Consider the following 19,188-nt stretch of genomic DNA (forward strand, 5'->3'; position numbering starts at 1 on the left):
AGGCGGTCTTCCACCGCCGGGTTCCGCACGGAAACGGGCGGGCCGGACCGAAAACGCGTTGAGGATCGGACAATGGGATTTGCTTAAAACCCTAACCTCAAAGACGGGCAGAGGTCAAATTTTTTACCGGTCCGCGGCGCGCCGCCGTGTTTTGCGGGCATGCGCTTCCAGTGCGCGCCGCAGGCGGGCCCAGTCGAAGGCGGAGCCAGGGTCGTACTTGCATTTGACGCCGGGCGTGGCGCCCCCCTGCACGTGGTGGTGTCCGAGGATGCCCTGAAAGGTGGCGAAGTCGGGCAGGCGGTCGAGTGGCGTTCGACCCGTGTCCTTGTCGAACGGAACCTTCAACGCAATGCGCGGAAGCAGTGCGTGCACGCCCAGGCACAATTGAATGAGCGCCCGGTACTGTTCTTCCGTAAAATCCCACATGCGCACCATCCTGCCGTTGACCTTGCGGCTGAAATAACCGCGCTCGCCATAAGCACGGGCAGGGCGGGCGACGAAGCCCGGTGTGCGGAGTGTGTTCCGGTACGCTTCCGGCAACTGCAATTGCCAGTGCTTCCCTTTTTTAACGTACAGGTCTTTCTCCGCGTGGAAGAGATCCGACTCCTCCGCCCTGGCCTGCCAGGAAAGGTTCGCCATCTCCACGTGGATGGCGCGCTCGTTGCCTTTGCGGTCGTCGGCGGGAGCGGTGTTGGTTTTCCAGTACAGGTCGCAGGTCTGGTAAACCGTGCCGTCGAGGTCGAGATAAAAATGACTGCCCATGAATTCGCTTTGCTCCAGCACTTCATGGCAGTGGCGCGAGGTGTAACACACGTCGTAATGCAGGACCAGTTGATGTACCGCCTGGGTGAGTTCCTCGAACGCGCGGCCGGGGTCGGCGATCCGGTACGCGTCGAACGGGCGCGTCGGGGCGTCGTTCAATTCCGGCGGATGGTGATGACACGACGCGCGGCCGCGCGGATGCGGACAGCGGAAACCGCCGGGGTCGTCCCACCGCACCACGGGCGTGCCGATGTCCACGGCCTGGCCGCAGGCGACGATGGTTTGGTTGATGGCGGTGTCGGGCATGATGTGCGATGCAGGAGTTGGGGGACGCCGGTTTTATTGCTTGCGGTCTTCTGCGGGACGCCCCCAGTGCAGTTTCTGGCGCAGAATCTGGTAATAGTTTTTGCCGGGCGCCTGGATGAGGTGCACCGGCGTGGGACCGCGTTGCACTTCCAGCGTTTCCTCGCTGGTCATTTCGTAACCGAGCTGGCCGTCGAGCGTGATCTGCACCGTTTCCTGCGTGGTCAGATTGACTTGGATCACCGCCCGGTCGGGAATGACGATGGGCCGGTTGGTCAGCGTGAACGGGCAGATGGGGCAGAGCAACAAGGCGTTCATGCTGGGGTGGATGATGGGTCCGCCCGCCGACAGCGAGTACGCGGTGGAGCCCGTCGGCGTGGCGATGATCAATCCGTCGGCGCGGTACGACGTCATGTACTGGTCGTTGACGTGCACTTCCAGGTTGACGATGCGCGCGTCACGTTTGTTGATGACCACGTCGTTCAGGGAGGCGTCGGTGCGCAGAACCTTCCCGTTTCGTTTGAGGCGCGTGCGCAACAGCATACGGTCTTCCACCGCCGACTGGCCTTTCAGCACGTTTTCGAGAGTGGAGTACAATTCCGGAAGGGCGACTTCCGTGAGAAAGCCGAGACTGCCCAGGTTGACGGCGAGAATCGGCACTTCGTGGTTTTCCGTCAGGCGCGCGACGCTGAGCAGGGTGCCGTCGCCGCCGAGCACGATGAGCAGATCGCTTTTCGCCGGGATGTCTTCGCTGCTGTCGGGAGAGTCTTCCTGCACGATGGCCGCGGTGTCCTGCGGCATGAAGACCTTATAGTTGCGCTCGCGGAGCCAGTCCACCAGTTCCTGGAGAACTTCCTGACTGATGAGAGGTTTTTGTTTGCAGAAAATGCCGATGGATTTGATGGCGTCCACGAAAATTCCTTTCGGGGGGCCGCGTCTCCTGGAGAACGCGGGCATGCTTCCTTACGGCATCATATAGAACTTTCCCGTTTCGGCGCAAGTTTTCCTTGGGCGTGGGAAACGCATATCTGGTAGGGAGGGAAAACTCAGAGGTTGCCGAAGTCCTGCGGCTTGATGTTGTCCAGCCACTTTTTCCACTGGTCCTTGTCTTCCGGCGAGGCTTTGCTGGTGTCCGGCAGGTCCAGGCTTTTCGCCGCTTCGATGACCTCTTCGTTGACGAAGATGGGGGATTTGGTGCGAAGCGCCAGGGCGATGGCGTCGCTCGGCCTGGAATCGATGTTCAGCGTACTGCCGCCGTGCACCATGGAGATGACGGCATAGAAGGTGTTGTCCTTCAACTCGCTGACGAGGATGTGGTTGATCTCCGCCTTCATGTTGCCGATGAGGTTCTTCATCAGGTCGTGGGTCATCGGGCGCGGCGTGGAGATTTTTTCGATCTCCAGAGCGATGGCGTTCGCCTCGAAAAATCCAACCCAGATCGGCAGGGCGCGGTTGCCCTCCAGATCCTTGAGAATGATGATGGGCATGTTCGTCAAGGGATCGAGTGTGAGCCCATCTACTTTCATTTCAACCATCGAGAACAGCCTCGTCAATCAGTTGGTAAGATGTAAACCGTTTGTCGCAGTCGTTTTGGAGATCACAATTAAATACTAAATCAATCCCCGGTCATTTTCAATCACCGTTTTATCAAGGCAGATGCCCAAAAACCGCCTGTAGGCAGGGAGGAAGGGGGGTCAGGCTTTTGAGGTGTTTTCCTTGATGAAATCCCGGAGTTTGATCTGCACCACTTCGGGGATTTCGATCTTTCCCAGGGTTTCGCGGCACAGGTCCCGGGTGGATTTGTAGGTGTTCAGAAAAGCGATACAAGGGGGGCAGTCCTGAAAGTGCTCCTCCAAAGCGCTCGCTGTCTCCTCGTTCAGCGCCCCTTCCAGGTAGTCGTACAGCAAATCGATGCATTCCTTACAGCAGATCATTTCTTCTTTTCCCCCTGCGCTTGGTATTCTTCAAAATAGTGAGACAGCTTCTTCCGCAAAAAGAGCCGCGCTCGATGGAGTCGCGATTTCACCGCCGCAATGGTCAAATCCAGAATCTCGCTTACCTTCTCGGTGGACAGTCCTTCCACATCCCGCAGAATGAACACCACCTTTTCCTTTTCCGGCAATTGATCGACAGCCTTGCCGATGATCTCCCGCGTTTCGTTGGAGAACAGCAAGGATTCGGTCGAGTCCGACCAGTCCATCAACTTTTCGGTCTGAAACCCCGTTCCGTTGAAAGCAGGCAGGATGTCGTCCAGAGGCACATACTGCTCTTTCTTCTTGTTACGGAGCTTCATGTACGTCGCGTTCAGGGTGATGCGGTAAACCCAACTGGAAAACGCGGATTTGCCCTGAAACGTGTCGATTTTTTTGTATATGCTGAGCAGAACTTCCTGCGTGACGTCCTGTGCGTCCATCTGGTTGCGTGTCATGTTGAAAGCGAGGGCGTAAATTTTGCGTTGATACAACTCAACGATCTTTTCAAACGCCTCGTGACTGCCCGCTTTCAGATCCCGAACCAGCAGATCGTCCTGCTCTTTTTCTTCTTGCGTCGGCATGGGGTGACACCCTTGGGATGTGTGCGTTGGGGGATTCCGTACAGGCTCAGCGACAGCGTCTGGTCCATCCCAAAGGGGGTCTCGCCCTTTGAAATTTAAGATGCTGTGGGAATATAAAACGGTTCAATATTTCCCGCGCCGGAGTCCACTGCAACCCGGATTTCAATTCCTGTCCGGGAACGGATTCGGTCCAAAACCGCCAGCATGGTGTTGATGCGGCATCAAATCTCTAATTCTATCACCATTAACGGGGGAATGGAAACCATGAGGGCCGGGGTGCCGGTCGATTTGCGTGTAAGGATCGGCTGGTTTTGCGACTAAAAAAAGGTTTAAAAACCATCGGTTAGAGCGACACTGTGGTAAAATCACATCTTTTTTTAACTTCATTAAGACTGGTCGGTATGTGTAAGGTTCTCAAGTTCGTGTGGTTGTTTTTGTTCCTGCATTGGGTGGGAGCGCCTTTTTCGGCTTCCGCCGGGACGCCTTATTTTTCCTCGGAGTTTGCTACTCCCAAGGTGGAGACGGTCTCTCCCTTTGCGCAGAGCACTCCTGTCAAATACTTTTCCAAGGTGGTTCTGGGGCAGTCTCCGGAACCGGTTATACCCGGATTCATAGAGCAGTTCGAGCAGGGGCAGACCCTGTGGGGATTCGAGATCGGGTACGGGTTCACCTTCGATTTACCGCCTCCGCCTCCCTCCCTGGGCGACCGCACGGACATGGAGTTTCTTTATTTCTTTCCGAAATGGAAATACAACCTGACCGGCGTGGTGGGGAAAGGGCCTTACCAGGGTGCCCTGTACTGGGTGATCGAGGGAGGATTGGTGGCGAACGTTACCGACCCGGAATTCAAAAGCGTGAAGACCGGCGACGCACCCAACTTCGTGGTGGCGTTCGTGCCGATTCAACTGGAATACAAATTCCTCAATCCCCACCGCCGCTGGGCTCCCTTTATCTTTGGCGGGACGGGGGTTTCCGTCGGCGACTTCCAGCATAGCGCGGACGAGATCAGCACGGCATTCGAGTTTGTGCTGAACGCCGGCGGCGGCATCGAATATTTTTTTGAAAACGGCCGTGCCGTCAGCTTCAACTACCATTTCTGGCACCTGTCCAATTCCGCCATCAAGACACCCAATATTGGTCTCAACTCCCACGTTTTTACCATCGGGTTTGCGTTTTAAGCGAGGAGCCCGTCCCGCAAGCCTTTTCCTGCGGGGCGGGATCGCTTATAATTCTCCCTTCTTGCCGTTGCATGGCAGGGCGCCTGGAGCGCCTGTTTCCCTCAACCTTCGGTGACCATGACCGACCGCCACCCCGGCCACAACCCGGCTTCCGTCCGTTCCCGGGGAAGCTTCATTGACCGCGCGTTCGACGCGCTGGAGGTGCTGGCGTACCGCCATCCGCTTTGGGTGCTCGCGGCATCGCTGATCCTCGCTTGTCTCAGCTTCTGGTACACGGCGCAGAACCTCATGTTCAACACCAGCCGCCAGGATCTCATCTCCCCGTCGCAAAAATTCCACCAGTTGTTCCAGGATTACCGCAAGTCGTTTGAAGATTTTGACGGCATGATCGTGGTGGTGGAGGGCAACCGGCCGGAGCCGATGCGCCGTTTCGCGGAAGCGCTGGTGGCGCGCCTGCAAACGCGGCAGGAACTGTTCTCGGAAATCTATTACAGAATCGACACCGGCTATTTCCAGGACAAGGCACTGTTGTATCTGGAACCGGAGGAAATCCGCGAGCTCGGTGACAAGCTGGAGTCGCATCACGATTTTCTCTCCCGCGTCAACCGTTCACCCGGGCTCAACGCCCTGCTCGAAAGCATCAACCGGGAAATCAGCGCGGGCATGGTGGGATCGCTCATGACCGATTTCCTCGGCGCCGACAGCGGGGAAAAGGATGACACAGCCGACCTCAACATGCTCATCGCCCTGCTCAAACAGATGACCGCGCACTTGAACGACCCGGATGCGGAATACCGCTCGCCGTGGAGTTCGTTTCTGCATGAGGAGGAAAACCCGCTGAAGAAGGACGGCTACCTTGTCAGCGACGACGGCCGCCTGCTGTTCGTGCTCCTCAACCCGGTGGAAACGGAAGGCGATTTTGCCGGATCGAAAAACTCCATCGAGGTCATCCGCAATTTGATCGCGAAAGTGAAGCCGGACTTTCCGCAGGTGCAGGTGGGGCTTACCGGTGGCGAGGTGATCGCCTCGGATGAAATGCACACCACCATGACCGATGCGCAGGAGGCCTCGGAGATCGCGCTGGCGGGCGTCGCCATCCTGTTCATCCTCTGCTACCGAGAAGTGCGGAAACCCATCCTCGCCGTGTTCAGCCTGGTGTTGGGGCTGGCGTGGTCGATGGGCTACACCACCCTTGCGGTCGGCCACCTCAACATCATGTCCGTGGTGTTCACCACCATCCTCATCGGGCTCGGCATCGATTTCGGCATTCATATTCTCGGACGCTACCGCGAGGAGAGGCGGAACGGCCTGGATGCGTTCAACGCCATGCGCGAAACCTTGCATAAGACGGGACGCGGCAACCTTGCCGGTGCCATCACCACGGCGATCGCGTTTGGCGCGATGGCGTTCACCGATTTCATCGGCATCGCGGAACTGGGGGTCATCGCCGCGGGCGGCATCCTGCTCTGCTTCTTTGCCATGGTGCTCACCTTTCCGGCGTGCATCTCGCTGGAGGAACGCTGGCTGAAACCGAAATACATCAAACGCCGTTACGTGGACCTGCGCGAGAATCTTCTGGAACGCTTTTATTCGCATTACTACCTCATCATCTTCGGGTCGCTTGCGGCGCTTCTGGTTTCGGCGTGGGCGTCGCAGTCCCTGCGGTTCGATTACAACCTGCTCCACATGCAGGCGGAGGGCATTGAGGCGGTGCGGTATGAAATGAAAATCCTCAGACACGCCCAGCGCGCCTCGTGGAACGCGGCGATCATCTCCGAAACCCGCGAGGAAGCGCGGGCCAAGTACGAACGGCTGAAAACCATGACCAGCGTCGGCAAGGTCGAAAGCCTGTTCGAGGCGGTGCCTGGGGAACAGGAAAAGAAAATGGAACTCATCGCCGACTACGCGCCGGAAATCGATTCTTACCGCGTGGCAGTCACGGACGAGCCGTTTTCGCTCGACCGGCTTTCGGCGACGATGAAGAAGATCCGGTTCAAACTACGCAAGAAGGAAAAGAGCGGGACGACGGATGAAGTCGCGGAGGCGTCGGAGTGGGTGGCGCGGTTTCAAAAGGATCTCGAGAACACCGACGCAACGACGGCGACCGAACGCCTCTCGGCGTTTTCAAAAACGCTGTTCGAGGATTACCGCGGACGCATCGCCGATCTCAAGGCCGCGGCGCATCCCTCCGAGGTGAAGATCGACGACCTGCCGCGCGACCTCAAGCTCCGCTTCATCAGTGATGACGGGCGCTACCTGACGCTGGTGTATCCGTCGATCAACATCTGGGAGCGCGAGGAGATGGAAACGTTTCTCGACGAGATGCGGCGCATCGATCCCAACGTCACCGGCAACGCGGTGCACATGTATGAATCGAGCCGGTTGATGATCGACGGCTACGTAAGGGGTGGGATCTACGCGCTGGTGGCGATCTTCCTCTACCTACTTTTCTCCCTGCGCAACCTCAACACCACATTGCTTGTTTTGGTGCCGACGCTCGCCGGCGCGGTGCTGACCCTGGGGCTGATGGTGCTCTACAACGTCAACTTCAACATGGCCAACCTCGTCATCCTGCCGCTCATCCTCGGCATCGGCGTGGTGGACGGCGTGCACATCGTGCACCGTTACCGGGAGACGCCGGATCAGGGCGGCAACGTCATCTCCAAAAGCACCGGCATGTCCGTGATGCTGACGTCCTTGACCACCATCATCGGTTTCGGCAGTCTCATGGTGGCGGAACATCAGGGCGTGTACAGCGTCGGCCAGGTGCTGAGCCTCGGCGTCGGCAGTTGCCTGATCACGTCGATCACGCTCCTGCCCGCGCTCATGAAACTCTTCCACGCCCACGGCTGGCGGATTTGATTCAAAGAAAACAGAAGGGGAGGGGAGACGTCAGCGCGGGCTGGCGGCGATGTTGCCGCCGTCGACGGTGACGATGCTGCCGGTGGTCTTCTCCGCGAGGGCGAGGTCGAGGAATGCCTGGGCGACGTCGCGTCCAGTCACCTCGCGCTTGAGCAGGTTGTCCTGGAAGTATTCGTCGGCACTCAAACCCCGCGCGGCGGCGCGTTCCTTCACGAATTCCGGCGGGAAGATGCCGGTGCGGATGCGGTCGGCGTTGATCGCGTTGGAGCGGATGCCGTCGGCGCCGTAATCGAGGGCGTATTGCTTGGTGAGCGCCACCACGCCTGCCTTGGGCAGGGCGTAGGGTCCGAAATTTTTTCCCGGATTGAACGCCGCCTTCGACGCGTTGAACAACAGCACGCCGCCGGTGCGCTGCGTCTTGAACAGGCGCACCGCCTGCGATGCCAGCGACTGGTGGGCGAAGAAATTGAGTTCGAAACTCTGCCGGAGCGTCGCGCTGTCCACCTCGCCGATGGGGCCTTGCACGGCGTTGCCGGCGTTGGAGATCAGGATATCCAGCCCGCCGAAATGTTGCACCACCTGCTCGAACGATTCGCGCACGGCTTTTTCATCGGTCACATCCACCACCCGCGCCAGCAGGTTCGCCTTCGTTGCTTTTTTGATGGCGTCGGCGGCTTCCGCCAGTTGGTTGGCGTTGATGTCGGTCATGAACACGTTCGCACCCTGTTCGGCGAACAACTCTGCCGTGGCGCGGCCGATACCGGAAGCGGCTCCCGTCACATACACCACCTTGCCATTCAGCATAGGCGGCTTGGCCTTGCCCAGCTTGGCCTGCTCCAGCGACCAGTATTCCATGTCGAACAGGTCGAAGTCGGACAGCGGCTGGTAGGTCCCGACGTTGAACGCCTTATGAATGATGTCGATGGTGTGTTCGTAAATGTCGGCTGAGATGCGCGTTTCCTTCGCGGTCTTGCCGATGGTGATGAGCCCCAGCCCCGCCACCAGAATCACGCGCGGCAAGCGGTCGAGTTCTTTTCGCTCGATGCCCTTGGCGTCGCAGTTCTTCTTGAAGTAGGCGTGGTAGGCGTCCTTGTACTTTTGGATCGCTGTCGTGAGTTCGTCCCACAGCTTATCCGCATCGTCCAGGTTTTTCAGGTTCAGCAACAGCGGCTTTTGCTTGGTGCGGATGACGTGGTCCGGCGTGGCGGTGCCGATCTGCGACCAGGTCAGGCATTCCTCGCTGGTGGCGAAGTGGTAAGCCGTCTCGCTCTGCCGGTGGTGCACCAGCCACGGCACGCCCGATTCTTTTTCATAAATGCCGCGCAGGGCGGGGGCGAGGCGGCGGAAAATCTCGTCCGGGCTTTTGGAGCCGATCGATACCGTCTGCGGCGTGAGCTTTTGGGCCGGGTGTTTGGCGATGTACTCTTCCGCCTTCGTCACCGCGTCGACGTGGTAATCGTAACTTTCTTTTGCCGTCTCGGCGAAGGTGAACAGGCCGTGGTTGATGAGCACCAGCCCCTTCACGTTCGGATTCTTTTCGTAGGCTTCCGCCGCCGCCTTGGCCAGGTCGAACCCCGGCATGATGTAATCGACCACGCCCAGCTCGTCACCATAAATCTCCCTGCAGATCTCGACGGAATCCGGCTGGTTGGCGATGACGAGGATGGCGTCGGCGTGGGAATGATCGACGAATTTGTGCGGCAGGAACGCGTGCAGGAGGGTTTCAACCGAGGGGTTCGGCGCCGAGGCGTCGAGCAGGTTGATGCGCTGGTCGTTGACCATCGCCTCGTCGGACAGGCCGTCCAACTGCCGCAGTTTCTGGATGGGGCCCAGCTTCACCCCCGGCAGGCCGGGCGGTTCCAGCGAGTCCAGGTCCCAGCCGCTCCCCTTGACGAACAGCACGTCAATGTCCTCGCCGAAGCGGTCCGGGACGCGCGATTTGACCGAGGTGTTGCCGCCGCCGTGCAGGACCAGTTCCGTGTCCGCACCGATCAGCCGTGAGGTGTACACACGGAGCGCGATGTCCTCATTGACGTTCGACCAGCGCTCGATGGCCGCCTGCGCGTCTTTATCGTTCCAGCGATTCTTCATGGCAAGCAAAATAGCAAATCCGGCCGGGCAAATAAAGTTGCAAAATGAGCAGGCGGAAAATTTATGAAATACAGAGGATTAACCCAAGGGTGCGCCGGCGCAATAAAAGTCAGATGAATTCGGCGGGGTTCTGTGCTACTCTTGCGGCGAATCCAAGGCGGTGGGGCGTTGGTTTTTGCCCTGTTGGACGGTGCCTTCCCGGTTCGCCCGAATCGACTCACAACCCGGACCCGGCTCCCAGGGAGTTTCCCCCAGGGTGCAGTCCCGAACACCCATACATGCTCGCAAAAATCCACGTCACCCTGAAGCAAGGCGTCCTCGATCCGCAGGGCAAGGCGGTGCACCACGCGCTCAACGACCTCGGTTACAACGAGGTGCGCGACGTGCATCTGGGCCGCTATATGGAAATCGAACTCGAAGGCGTCGAGGCGGCGGAGGCCGAGGCGCGCGTGCGCGACATGTGCGAGAAACTGCTGGCCAATACCGTCATCGAGTCCTACCGTTTCACCCTCGAACCTGCGAATTGACCGTCCGGTGATCGAATCATGAAATGCGGCGTCGTCACATTTCCCGGGTCCAACTGTGACCGCGACTGTTTCCACATTCTGAAAAACGTCTATGGCGCGGACACGCGGATGGTCTGGCACAAGGACACCTCGCTCGACGGCTTCGACCTCGTTGTCCTGCCCGGCGGGTTTTCGTATGGCGACTACCTGCGCGCCGGATCGATCGCGCGTTTCTCGCCCATCATGAAAGCCGTGGTGGAACATGCCAACAAGGGCGGCCTGTTGTGGGGCATCTGCAACGGTTTCCAGATTCTGGTGGAGTCGGGACTGCTTCCCGGTGCGCTTTTGGACAACCGCACGCAGAAATACATGTGCAGATACGTTTATCTTAAAGTGGAAAATGCGGACACCCCCTTCACCCGCGCCTGCCAGCCGGGCGAGGTGTTGAACATCCCCATCGCCCACGCGCAGGGCAGTTATTACGCCGATGCCGATACGATGAAACGGCTCGAAGACACCGGCCGCATCGTGTTCCGCTACTGCGACGCCCGGGGCAACGTGACCGAAGAGGCCAACCCCAACGGTTCGCTCGCCAACGTGGCGGGCATCGTCAGCGAGGCGGGCAACGTGTTGGGCATGATGCCGCATCCTGAGCGCTGTGCCGATCCGCTATGGGCGCAGATCGACGGACAGAAGCTGTTCGACTCCCTCTTCAATAAAACCGGGGTGCGGGCATGAGTGCGCCGTCGCTCATCACCGCCGAGCAGGCCGCCCAGCACGGGCTGACCCGCGTCGAGTACAACCGCATTTGTGACCTGCTGGGGCGCAAGCCGAACCTCGTCGAGCTCGGCATCTTTTCCGCCATGTGGAGCGAGCATTGCAGTTACAAAAGCTCCAAGCCGCATCTGAAAACCCTGCCCACCGAAGGCCCGCGCGTCCTGCAAGGACCGGGCGAGAACGCGGGGGTGGTGGACATCGGCGACGGGCTGGCGGCAGTGTTCAAGATTGAAAGCCACAACCACCCGTCGTTCATCGAGCCGTACCAGGGCGCGGCGACGGGCGTTGGCGGCATCCTGCGCGACATCTTCACCATGGGCGCACGTCCCATCGCACTCCTCGACTCACTGCGCTTCGGCAACCCCGACAACCCGAAAATGCGCTACCTGTTCCACGGCGTGGTCAAGGGCATCGCCGGGTACGGCAACTGCATCGGCGTGCCCACCGTGGGCGGCGACATTTATTTCGACGATTGCTACGACGGCAACATCCTGGTCAACGTGTTCTGCCTGGGACTGGCGCGGGCCGACAAGATTTTCCTGGGCAACGCTTCCGGCGTCGGCAACGCCATTTTGTATGTCGGATCGAAAACCGGACGCGACGGCATCCACGGCGCGGTGATGTCGTCGGCGGAGTTCGACGACTCGACGGAAGAAAAACGCCCGACGGTGCAGGTGGGCGATCCGTTCATGGAAAAACTCCTGCTCGAAGCGTGTCTCGAAATCATGCAGAAGGACTGGGTGGTGGGCGTGCAGGATATGGGCGCGGCCGGGCTCACGTCGTCTTCGTTCGAGATGGCCGAGCGCGCCGACAGCGGCGTGGAGCTGGACCTCGACGCGGTGCCGATGCGCGAGGAAGGCATGAACGCCTACGAGATCATGCTGTCCGAGTCGCAGGAGCGCATGGTGTTCGTCATCAAAAGCGGCCATGAACAGGAAGCGCTGGAGATTTTCCGCAAATGGGATCTCGATGCCGCCGTCATCGGGCGCGTCACCGACGACCGCCACATGCGCATCCGCTTCGGCGGCGAGGTGGTGGTGGATTTGCCCATCGAGGTGGTGGTGCACGGCGCCACGGAAACGCACCGCCCCACCCGCAAACCCAAATACCTGGACACCGTCCAGCACCTGAACCTGAACGAGATCGAGGTGATCGATTCCGGCGGCGACGCGCTGAAAAAACTGCTGGCCAGCCCGACCATTGCCAGGAAGGAAATCGTGTTCGACCAGTACGACCACATGGTGGGTTTGAACACGCTGGTTTTGCCGGGGTCGGATGCCGCCGTTTTGCGCGTGCCGGATTCGGACAAGGCGCTGGCCATCTCTGTGGACTGCAACAGCCGTTACTGTTACCTTGACCCCTTCCAGGGCGCGCAGATCGCCGTGGCGGAGTGTTGCCGCAACCTGGCCTGCTCCGGCGCGGAGCCCATCGGCGTCACCAACTGCCTCAACTTCGGCAACCCGGAGAACCCGGAGATCATGTGGCAGTTTCAGCAGGCGGTGCAGGGGCTGGGTGATTTCTGCCGCTTTTTCAACATTCCTGTGGTCAGTGGGAATGTCAGTCTCTATAATGAAACTAAAGGCGAAGCGATATTTCCCACACCCACCGTGGCGGTGGTGGGTCTGCTGGAGGACCGGTCCCGGCACATGACCCAATGGTTCAAAAAGCCGGGACACAAGATCGCCCTGTTGGGCCTGACGTTGGAAGAGTTGGGCGGCAGTGAATTCCTGAAGCAGATCTTCAACCGGTGCCAGGGCAAACCACCTGCACTGAATCCCAAGGAAGAAATGGACGTCCAGCAGGTGTGCCGCGACTGGATTGCAAACGGCCTGATCGCCTCGGCGCACGACTGCTCCGAGGGCGGGTTGGCGGTGGCATTGGCGGAATCGTGTTTCTCCGGACCGGAACGGCTGGGCGCGGTGGTGGAAATGGAATCCTCATTGCGGCCGGACGCGCTGGCGTTTGGGGAATCGCAATCGCGCATCGTGGTCTCCTTTGAGCAGTCGCAGGAGAATCGCCTCCGAGCCGACGCCGAAAAGGCGGGTGTTGCGTTTCAAACGCTGGGCACCGTCGGTGGGTCGGCGTTCCGGTTCAACATCAACGGCGAAGCGTATATCCATGAAGATGTGGAAGCGCTCGCGGATATCTGGAAACATTCTTTGAGCGGTTATGCCAGTCGAGTTTCCCGCTAACGATAAATTTCATGAGGAATGCGGCGTGGTGGCCGTGTACGGTCACCCCGAAGCGGCGAACCTCGTTTACCTCGGCCTCTACGCGCTTCAACACCGGGGGCAGGAGAGTGCGGGCATCGCCACCAGCGACCGCGGCAAGATGTACGTCGAACTGGGCATGGGCCTGGTGGCGGACATTTTCACCTCGCAACGCATCAGGAAGCTGCCCGGCAATATCGCCGTCGGTCACAACCGCTATTCCACCGCGGGCGTGAGCCAGATCGTCAACGCCCAGCCCTGCGTCATCAACTACGCCAAAGGCTCGCTGGCGCTTGCCCACAATGGCAACCTGGTGAATGCCGACCAGATCCGGGAAGCGCTGGTTGAAGAAGGCGCGATCTTCCAGTCCACCAACGACAGCGAGGTGATCGTCCACCTCATCGCCCACAGCCATCAGGACACCTTCGTCAACCGCGTGGTCGAGGCGCTGGCGGCGGTGCAGGGGGCGTATTCGCTGGCGCTCATGACCGAACACGAAATCGTGGTGGCACGCGACCCGCACGGGTTCCGTCCGCTGTGCCTCGGCAGGCTCGATGGCGCATACGTGGTGGCGTCGGAGTCCTGCGTGATGGACCTCATCGAGGCCGAGTACCTGCGCGAAGTGGAGCCGGGGGAAGTCATCCTCATCAATGAAGACGGACTGCAGTCGTTCTTTCCGTTTCACCGGCAGGAGACGCGGCGTTGCATCTTTGAACACATCTATTTTGCGCGGCCGGACAGCCTGATTTTCGGCGAGTACACCTACTCGGTGCGCAAGCGCATGGGCAAGGCGCTGGCGCTCCAGTCACCGGTGGACGCGGATATCATTGTGCCGGTGCCCGACTCCGGCAATCTGTCGGCGCTTGGTTACTCGGAGGAATCCGGCATCCCGTTTGAGATGGCGCTCATCCGCAACCACTACGTCGGGCGTACGTTCATCGAACCGCAGTCGCCCATCCGCCACTTCGGCGTGAAGGTGAAATTGAATGCGGTCAAGCGCCTCATCGAAGGCAAACGCGTGATCATCATCGATGACTCCATCGTGCGCGGCACCACCAGCAGGAAGATTGTGAAGATGGTACGCGATGCGGGCGCGAAAGAAGTGCACGTGCGCATCAGCTCGCCGCCGACGCTGTTTCCTTGTTTCTACGGCATTGACACGCCCAACCGCGATGAATTGATCGCTTCCCGCCACACTCTGGAAGAAACGCGCAATTTCATCACCGCCGATTCGCTGGAATACCTGCATCTGGAAAACATGCTGGAGGTGATGGGCGAGGACAAGGGCAAATTCTGTGCGGCGTGCTTCGACGGGCAGTACCCGGTGGACATCGACGGCCGCGGCCATCAGCCGGTGCAACTGCAACTGTTCGGGAGTGAAACGCCGGACGTGTGACGCCGGTGGTGTGAGACGTCCCTGACTTGAAGCTTCCGTCAGGGCGCTGTCGGTTCGGTTCCTTCCTTCTTTTTCTTCTCCACGGGCGGCTCGACCACCTCGGCGTTTTCAAGCAGAGCCCCCAGGTCCTTCAGGTCTTCCTTGTAACCCGCAATCGCATTGTCGAGCAGAGCCTGCGAGCGCAGGGTGCGCTGGTAGTATTCCTTGATCTTCAGATAGTCCGAGTGCTTGAGAACAATCGTTCCCGAAGGTGCCTTCGCCTGGACCGTCGCCTCGTCCGTCTCCTCAGGCTGTTCGGTCCCGGGCGGGGTCGGTGCGTCGCTGGTTGCCTCCAGTCCTTTGAAGATTTTTCTCAGCGCCTGGTCGAGCGTCGGTTCCATGGCGATCTGGTCGAGATAGCTCACGATCACGCGTTTCAGCTCCGGAATCTTGCCGCCCTCGGCCTTCAGGTACAGCGGCCGCACGTAGATCAGCGAACCATCGATGGGAATGACCAGCAGGTTGCCCTGGATCACGTTGGACCCGCGCTGATCCCACAATGAAATCTGGCGCGAAATGTTCGCGTCCTGGTTGATGCGCGCTACGATCTGCGACGGACCGTATACCAGTTTTTGTTTCGGAAAGGTGTACACCGCCGTCTTGCCGTAATCGTCTCCGTCACTGCGCGCCACCATCCACGCCGACAGGTTTTCCTTGTTGCGCGGTGTGAAGGGAAGCATGAGGATGTATTCCTCCCTTTCCTTGTCCGGCAGTTTCATGATGGTGTAATAAGGGCGCATCAGCTTACCGTCGATCATCGGGATCTGCCACTGGTCTTCCTTGTTGTAGAACACCTGCGGCGTTTCCATGTGATAGGTGCCGTACACGAACGCCTGGATGGCGAACAGGTCCGCCGGATAGCGGATGTGGCGGCGCAGATCGTCCGGCATTTTCTCGAACGGCTGGAACATGGCCGGGAACAGTTTCTGGTAGGTGGCGATGATCGGGTCTTTGGGATCGGTGATGTAAAACGTCATCGTGCCGTCGTAGGCGTCGATGGTGATCTTCACGGAGTTGCGGATGTAGTTGGCGACGCCGCGGATCACTTCCGGGTCGCGGATCGACTGCGAATAGGGAAACTTGTCGCTCGTGGTGTAGGCGTCGTACATCCACACCAGCCGCCCGTCATCGGTGATCACCATGTAGGGATCGCGGTCCAGCCGGAGGAATGGCGCGACCTTCTCCACGCGCTCGGTGATGTTGCGGTACAGCAGAACGCGGCTTTCATTGACGATGTCGTTGGAGAACAGGATCTTCATCGTCTTGAAGCGCGCCGCCAGCAGGACCTTGCGCAAGAAGGAATTGACCGCGATGCCGCCCTTGCCCTCGTAATTCTTGTAAACGTTTTTCTCCCCTTTGGGGTAATCAAACTCCTCGGTGCCGGTGTTCACGAACACGTAGCCTTTTGTCAGCTCCCCGTAATAAATTTCCGGCTGCGTGATCTGCTTGTCGATGGACGACTGCGGTGGGATGTCCTTGATGTGGAGCACGGGCAGGCCTTCCGGCGTCACCTGGTTCACCGGACTCAGCGACACGCCGTAACCGTGGGTGAAGGTGAGGTGTTCGTTGATCCACGTTCGGTTGGGCAGACTGGACGAATCCAGCTCACGCGGTGACAGGAGCGTCTGCTGGTATTTGCCATTGAGCATGTACCGGTCGTTGTCCACGGCGCTGAACTGGTAGTAGGTGCGGATTTCCTGGATCTGCCCCAGCGTGTCCAGAAGGGGTTCCTGATCCCACAGGCGGATGTTCTCGATGGTCAGGTTGTTTTTCTGGATGGTGGCGGCGTCCAGCGAGTTGGCCCCGGCCAGCACGTTTTCCTCGACGTTTTGCAAATTGTAGCCGCGCACCGTGCCGGCGATGGTGTGTTCGATGTAAGGCGTTTCCTTTTCCAGTTCGTTGGGATCGACCACAAATCGCTTGAGCAGGTTGGGATACACGTTGCCGGTGGCGTAGATCACCGTCACCGCCACGGCCCAGATGAAGATGCGGCGCAGGTTTTCACGGTTGATGTTGAGGATGCTGAGCGCCGTGCCCGCGAAGGACAGCGCGATGAGCAGGCTGTAGGCGGGCAGGCGGCCCCAGTCGTCCGCGTAACTGATGCCCGCCACCACCTGCGAGTCGGACTGGATCAGCAGTCCGTAACGGCGCAGATAAATGTCGAAAGCCAGGTTGAGAAACGCAAACGCCGCCAGCCAGGACAAAGTGCGCCGCGCTTCGGGAAGCGTGGCGAATCCTTTCGGCGACAGAAAAATGTACTGCTTGAAAAAGTAAATGAGCGAGACGCCGAAACCGATCAACGCCAGTCCCGCCCACAACCAGCCTTTCAGCATTTCCAGAAACGGCAGAACGAAAATGTAAAAGGAATAATCTTTGTTGAAAATGGGATCGGCTTCGCCGAAGCGGACGTGGTTGAGAAACTTCAACGACACATCCCAGCGCTCCGCCGCAATGAGGCCAATGAACACGCTGAAGATCAGGGGGAGGAGCAGGACCAGCGGCTTCAGGTTGTCGGCGACCATCTCCAGAAACGGCATGTCGCGCCGGGTCTGGTCGGCCAGGATCACCGGCAGGTGCGAGGTTTTCTGGTACACACGGCGCAGGATGCCGAACGTCACCGCCAGAAACAGTCCGCCGAACAGGAAACCGAAGCCGAACTGCGAGCCGAGGATGGTCCAGATGACGGACAACAGGCCGTATTTTTCGAACCAGACGAGATCAATATAAAATGAGACCAGTTTCTCGGTGAACAGGAGGAGAAACAGGACCACCGCGACGAGGGTCACGAACCATTTGCGGGACATTTTCATAAGCGTATTTCGTTATCCGTTTATTTCCATTTGATGGAGCAACCCATGGAGGGAATCTGCTCCTCCAGCATGGGCTGGCCATCGAGGATGGCGTTGATGGCGTCTTCCAGGTCGCGGCGCGTAACTTTTTCGGGATGCTCCCAGTTGTCGTCGATGCGTCCGCGGTACAAAAGTTTCCGCTCCGGGCCGAACACATAGATGTCCGGCGTGCACACGGCATCGTATGCTTTCGCGATCTCCTGCGTTTCGTCGAACAGGTACGGGAACGGAATGCCTTTTTCCTTCGCGACCTTCTTCATGCTCTCCATGGAGTCGTCCGGGTACTTCACCGCGTCGTTGGCGTTGATGCCGACGAGCTGCACACTCCGGTCGGCGAATTTGTTTTGCAGGTCGATCAGCCGTTGCAGAACCGCCTTCACGTATGGGCAGTGGTTGCACATGAAAATGATCACCAGCACTTCCGTATCCTGGAAGCTGTCCAGCGAATAGACTTTGCCGTCGGTACCGGGCAGGGAAAAAGCCGGAGCCCGGGTTCCCAGTGGAACCATTGTGGAATGAGTCAATGCCATGATGCGTTCCTTGTGACGGGTGGTGTGCCGGTGTGAATGCGAGCCGGACGCCCGTTGGGGCGTGGCAATCTGGAATGAACCCATGCTAGCACGCGGCCCGGGGGGACTCAACCGGAAATGGAAATACGAAACAGGCCGAAAAAGGTGGGATCAGCTTTTGCAGGTCATGCCGGAGATTCGGCAGGTGTAGCAGGCGGGATGGCTTAAGGGAAACGGACGCAGGGTTTCTTCCAGCGTGTCGCCCATTTTGGCGGAGGGTTCTTCGACGAGGATGGGGCATACGTAAACGCCCTGCGCCGTCGCCATGCGCGAGGACGCGCATTGCAGGCTGGTGATGGGGTAGTTCTCGAAACATTTTTCGGTGACGCGTTCGTTTTCGTGATAACCGCGTTCCGTGCGCGCCAGCTCGCCCATCAGGAAACCGGGCAGAAACTTAACGTGTGGATCGGGCACGTGGTGCTCTTTCATGAAGGCGAGCGCCTTTTTTTCCCAGATGGCGTCTTCCTCGTCGTCCCAGCTTCGGACCATCGTCAGGTGTGTCGAGAATCCCGCTTTGGAAAGATTCGCGATGCCCTGGAGCGCGAGACGGAAACAGTTTTCTCCGCGGACGGCGTCGTTTTCCTTTTCGTCCAGACTGTCGAGGCTCACGCGAAAATGCATTTCGTGCGCGGCGTGGTTGCGGATTTCCACCAGCCGTTCGACGCGTTTCGGCGTCAATAGCAGGCCGTTGGTCAGGATGGTGCACGGCCCGTACTCGAGGATCGCTGACAGGATTTCGAAGATCTCCGGGTTCAGAAACACCTCGCCGCCGGTGATGTAGTAATCCCGCACGTTGAGTTGTTTGGATTCCTCCAGCCGCTGGCGCGTCTGCTTCAGCGTCATGAACGGGATGGTGTCGTTTTTGGGATGGCAACTGATGAAACAGTGCGTGCAGGCAAGGTTGCATAACGTGCCGCCGATCTGGAGCCACAGGGTTTCGAGCCCCGTCATCGGCACTTCCGGGACCTTTTCGATCACCGGCGCCTGTTCCGGGATGGGGACTTTCGGTGCGAGTTCCATAATGCCATCCTAACAGAAACGAAATTTTGGGATCAACCTCATTAGGGCCGTGTTCACGGCATATGGGGTGAG

At 59.1% G+C, this 19,188-nt stretch carries 15 protein-coding genes; 6 read left to right on the top strand and 9 right to left on the bottom strand.

From position 1 onward, the window contains the following. Nucleotides 1-123: 123 nt before the first annotated feature. The 5 genes from J2S31_RS03050 to J2S31_RS03070 form a co-directional block, all read right to left on the bottom strand. The gene (locus J2S31_RS03050; protein WP_237097588.1) at nucleotides 124-1,068 is read right to left on the bottom strand and encodes a peptidoglycan recognition protein family protein; all 945 of its coding nucleotides are present in this window, start codon (nucleotides 1,066-1,068) and stop codon (nucleotides 124-126) included. 33 nt (nucleotides 1,069-1,101) lie between these two features. Further along, entirely contained in the window at nucleotides 1,102-1,977 is an 876-nt protein-coding gene (locus tag J2S31_RS03055) for an NAD(+)/NADH kinase (RefSeq protein WP_237097589.1), read from the bottom strand. Nucleotides 1,978-2,111: 134 nt separating this feature from the next. Continuing rightward, the gene (locus J2S31_RS03060; protein WP_005011229.1) at nucleotides 2,112-2,600 is read right to left on the bottom strand and encodes a bifunctional nuclease family protein; all 489 of its coding nucleotides are present in this window, start codon (nucleotides 2,598-2,600) and stop codon (nucleotides 2,112-2,114) included. A 159-nt stretch (nucleotides 2,601-2,759) separates the two neighbouring features. Beyond that, on the bottom strand, nucleotides 2,760-2,999 hold the full coding sequence (locus J2S31_RS03065; protein ID WP_237097591.1) for an anti-sigma factor family protein: 240 nt from the start codon (nucleotides 2,997-2,999) through the stop codon (nucleotides 2,760-2,762). Further along, on the bottom strand, nucleotides 2,996-3,619 hold the full coding sequence (locus J2S31_RS03070) for an RNA polymerase sigma factor (protein WP_237097592.1): 624 nt from the start codon (nucleotides 3,617-3,619) through the stop codon (nucleotides 2,996-2,998). The genes J2S31_RS03065 and J2S31_RS03070 overlap by 4 nt, the downstream gene beginning before the upstream one ends. 401 nt (nucleotides 3,620-4,020) lie before the next feature. Here J2S31_RS03070 and J2S31_RS03075 point away from each other — a divergent pair, with 401 nt between their 5' ends. Both J2S31_RS03075 and J2S31_RS03080 read left to right on the top strand, forming a co-directional pair. Next, nucleotides 4,021-4,797, top strand: a complete 777-nt coding sequence (locus J2S31_RS03075; protein WP_237097593.1) for an acyloxyacyl hydrolase — start codon at nucleotides 4,021-4,023, stop codon at nucleotides 4,795-4,797. A 117-nt stretch (nucleotides 4,798-4,914) separates the two neighbouring features. Then, nucleotides 4,915-7,659 (top strand): MMPL family transporter, encoded by a 2,745-nt coding sequence (locus J2S31_RS03080; RefSeq protein ID WP_237097594.1) that lies wholly within the window; start codon nucleotides 4,915-4,917, stop codon nucleotides 7,657-7,659. A gap of 30 nt (nucleotides 7,660-7,689) precedes the next feature. On the opposite strand, the gene J2S31_RS03085 is transcribed toward J2S31_RS03080, so the two are convergent. Further along, nucleotides 7,690-9,750: a bifunctional aldolase/short-chain dehydrogenase gene (locus tag J2S31_RS03085; RefSeq protein ID WP_237099887.1), complete on the bottom strand. Its 2,061-nt coding sequence runs from the start codon at nucleotides 9,748-9,750 to the stop codon at nucleotides 7,690-7,692. 278 nt (nucleotides 9,751-10,028) lie between these two features. Between J2S31_RS03085 and purS the strand changes: the two genes are divergently transcribed. The 4 genes from purS to purF are packed head-to-tail and all read left to right on the top strand — an operon-like array spanning nucleotide 10,029 to nucleotide 14,639. Beyond that, entirely contained in the window at nucleotides 10,029-10,277 is a 249-nt protein-coding gene (purS, locus tag J2S31_RS03090; RefSeq protein WP_237097595.1) for a phosphoribosylformylglycinamidine synthase subunit PurS, read from the top strand. An 18-nt stretch (nucleotides 10,278-10,295) separates the two neighbouring features. Further along, on the top strand, nucleotides 10,296-10,994 hold the full coding sequence (purQ, locus tag J2S31_RS03095) for a phosphoribosylformylglycinamidine synthase subunit PurQ (protein ID WP_237097596.1): 699 nt from the start codon (nucleotides 10,296-10,298) through the stop codon (nucleotides 10,992-10,994). Next, nucleotides 10,991-13,225 carry a phosphoribosylformylglycinamidine synthase subunit PurL gene (purL, locus tag J2S31_RS03100; protein WP_237097597.1) on the top strand — a complete coding sequence of 745 codons (2,235 nt, stop codon included), beginning with the start codon at nucleotides 10,991-10,993 and terminating at the stop codon, nucleotides 13,223-13,225. Before purQ ends, purL begins: the two co-directional genes overlap by 4 nt. Beyond that, entirely contained in the window at nucleotides 13,203-14,639 is a 1,437-nt protein-coding gene (gene purF, locus J2S31_RS03105; protein ID WP_237097598.1) for an amidophosphoribosyltransferase, read from the top strand. The genes purL and purF overlap by 23 nt, the downstream gene beginning before the upstream one ends. A 38-nt stretch (nucleotides 14,640-14,677) precedes the next feature. Here the strand turns inward: purF and J2S31_RS03110 are convergent, their stop codons facing one another. The 3 genes from J2S31_RS03110 to J2S31_RS03120 form a co-directional block, all read right to left on the bottom strand. Continuing rightward, a complete protein-coding gene (locus tag J2S31_RS03110) occupies nucleotides 14,678-17,488 on the bottom strand; it encodes a UPF0182 family membrane protein (RefSeq protein ID WP_237097599.1) in 2,811 nt (936 codons plus the stop codon). Between the two features lie 20 nt (nucleotides 17,489-17,508). Beyond that, nucleotides 17,509-18,057, bottom strand: a complete 549-nt coding sequence (locus J2S31_RS03115; RefSeq protein WP_371831640.1) for a thioredoxin family protein — start codon at nucleotides 18,055-18,057, stop codon at nucleotides 17,509-17,511. A gap of 150 nt (nucleotides 18,058-18,207) precedes the next feature. Continuing rightward, complete coding sequence (locus J2S31_RS03120) at nucleotides 18,208-19,116, bottom strand: radical SAM protein (protein WP_237097602.1); 909 nt, start codon at nucleotides 19,114-19,116, stop codon at nucleotides 18,208-18,210. Nucleotides 19,117-19,188 lie beyond the last annotated feature (72 nt).

Origin of the sequence: Nitrospina gracilis Nb-211, from assembly GCF_021845525.1 — a bacterium.
Classification (GTDB): Bacteria; Nitrospinota; Nitrospinia; order Nitrospinales; family Nitrospinaceae; genus Nitrospina; species Nitrospina gracilis_A.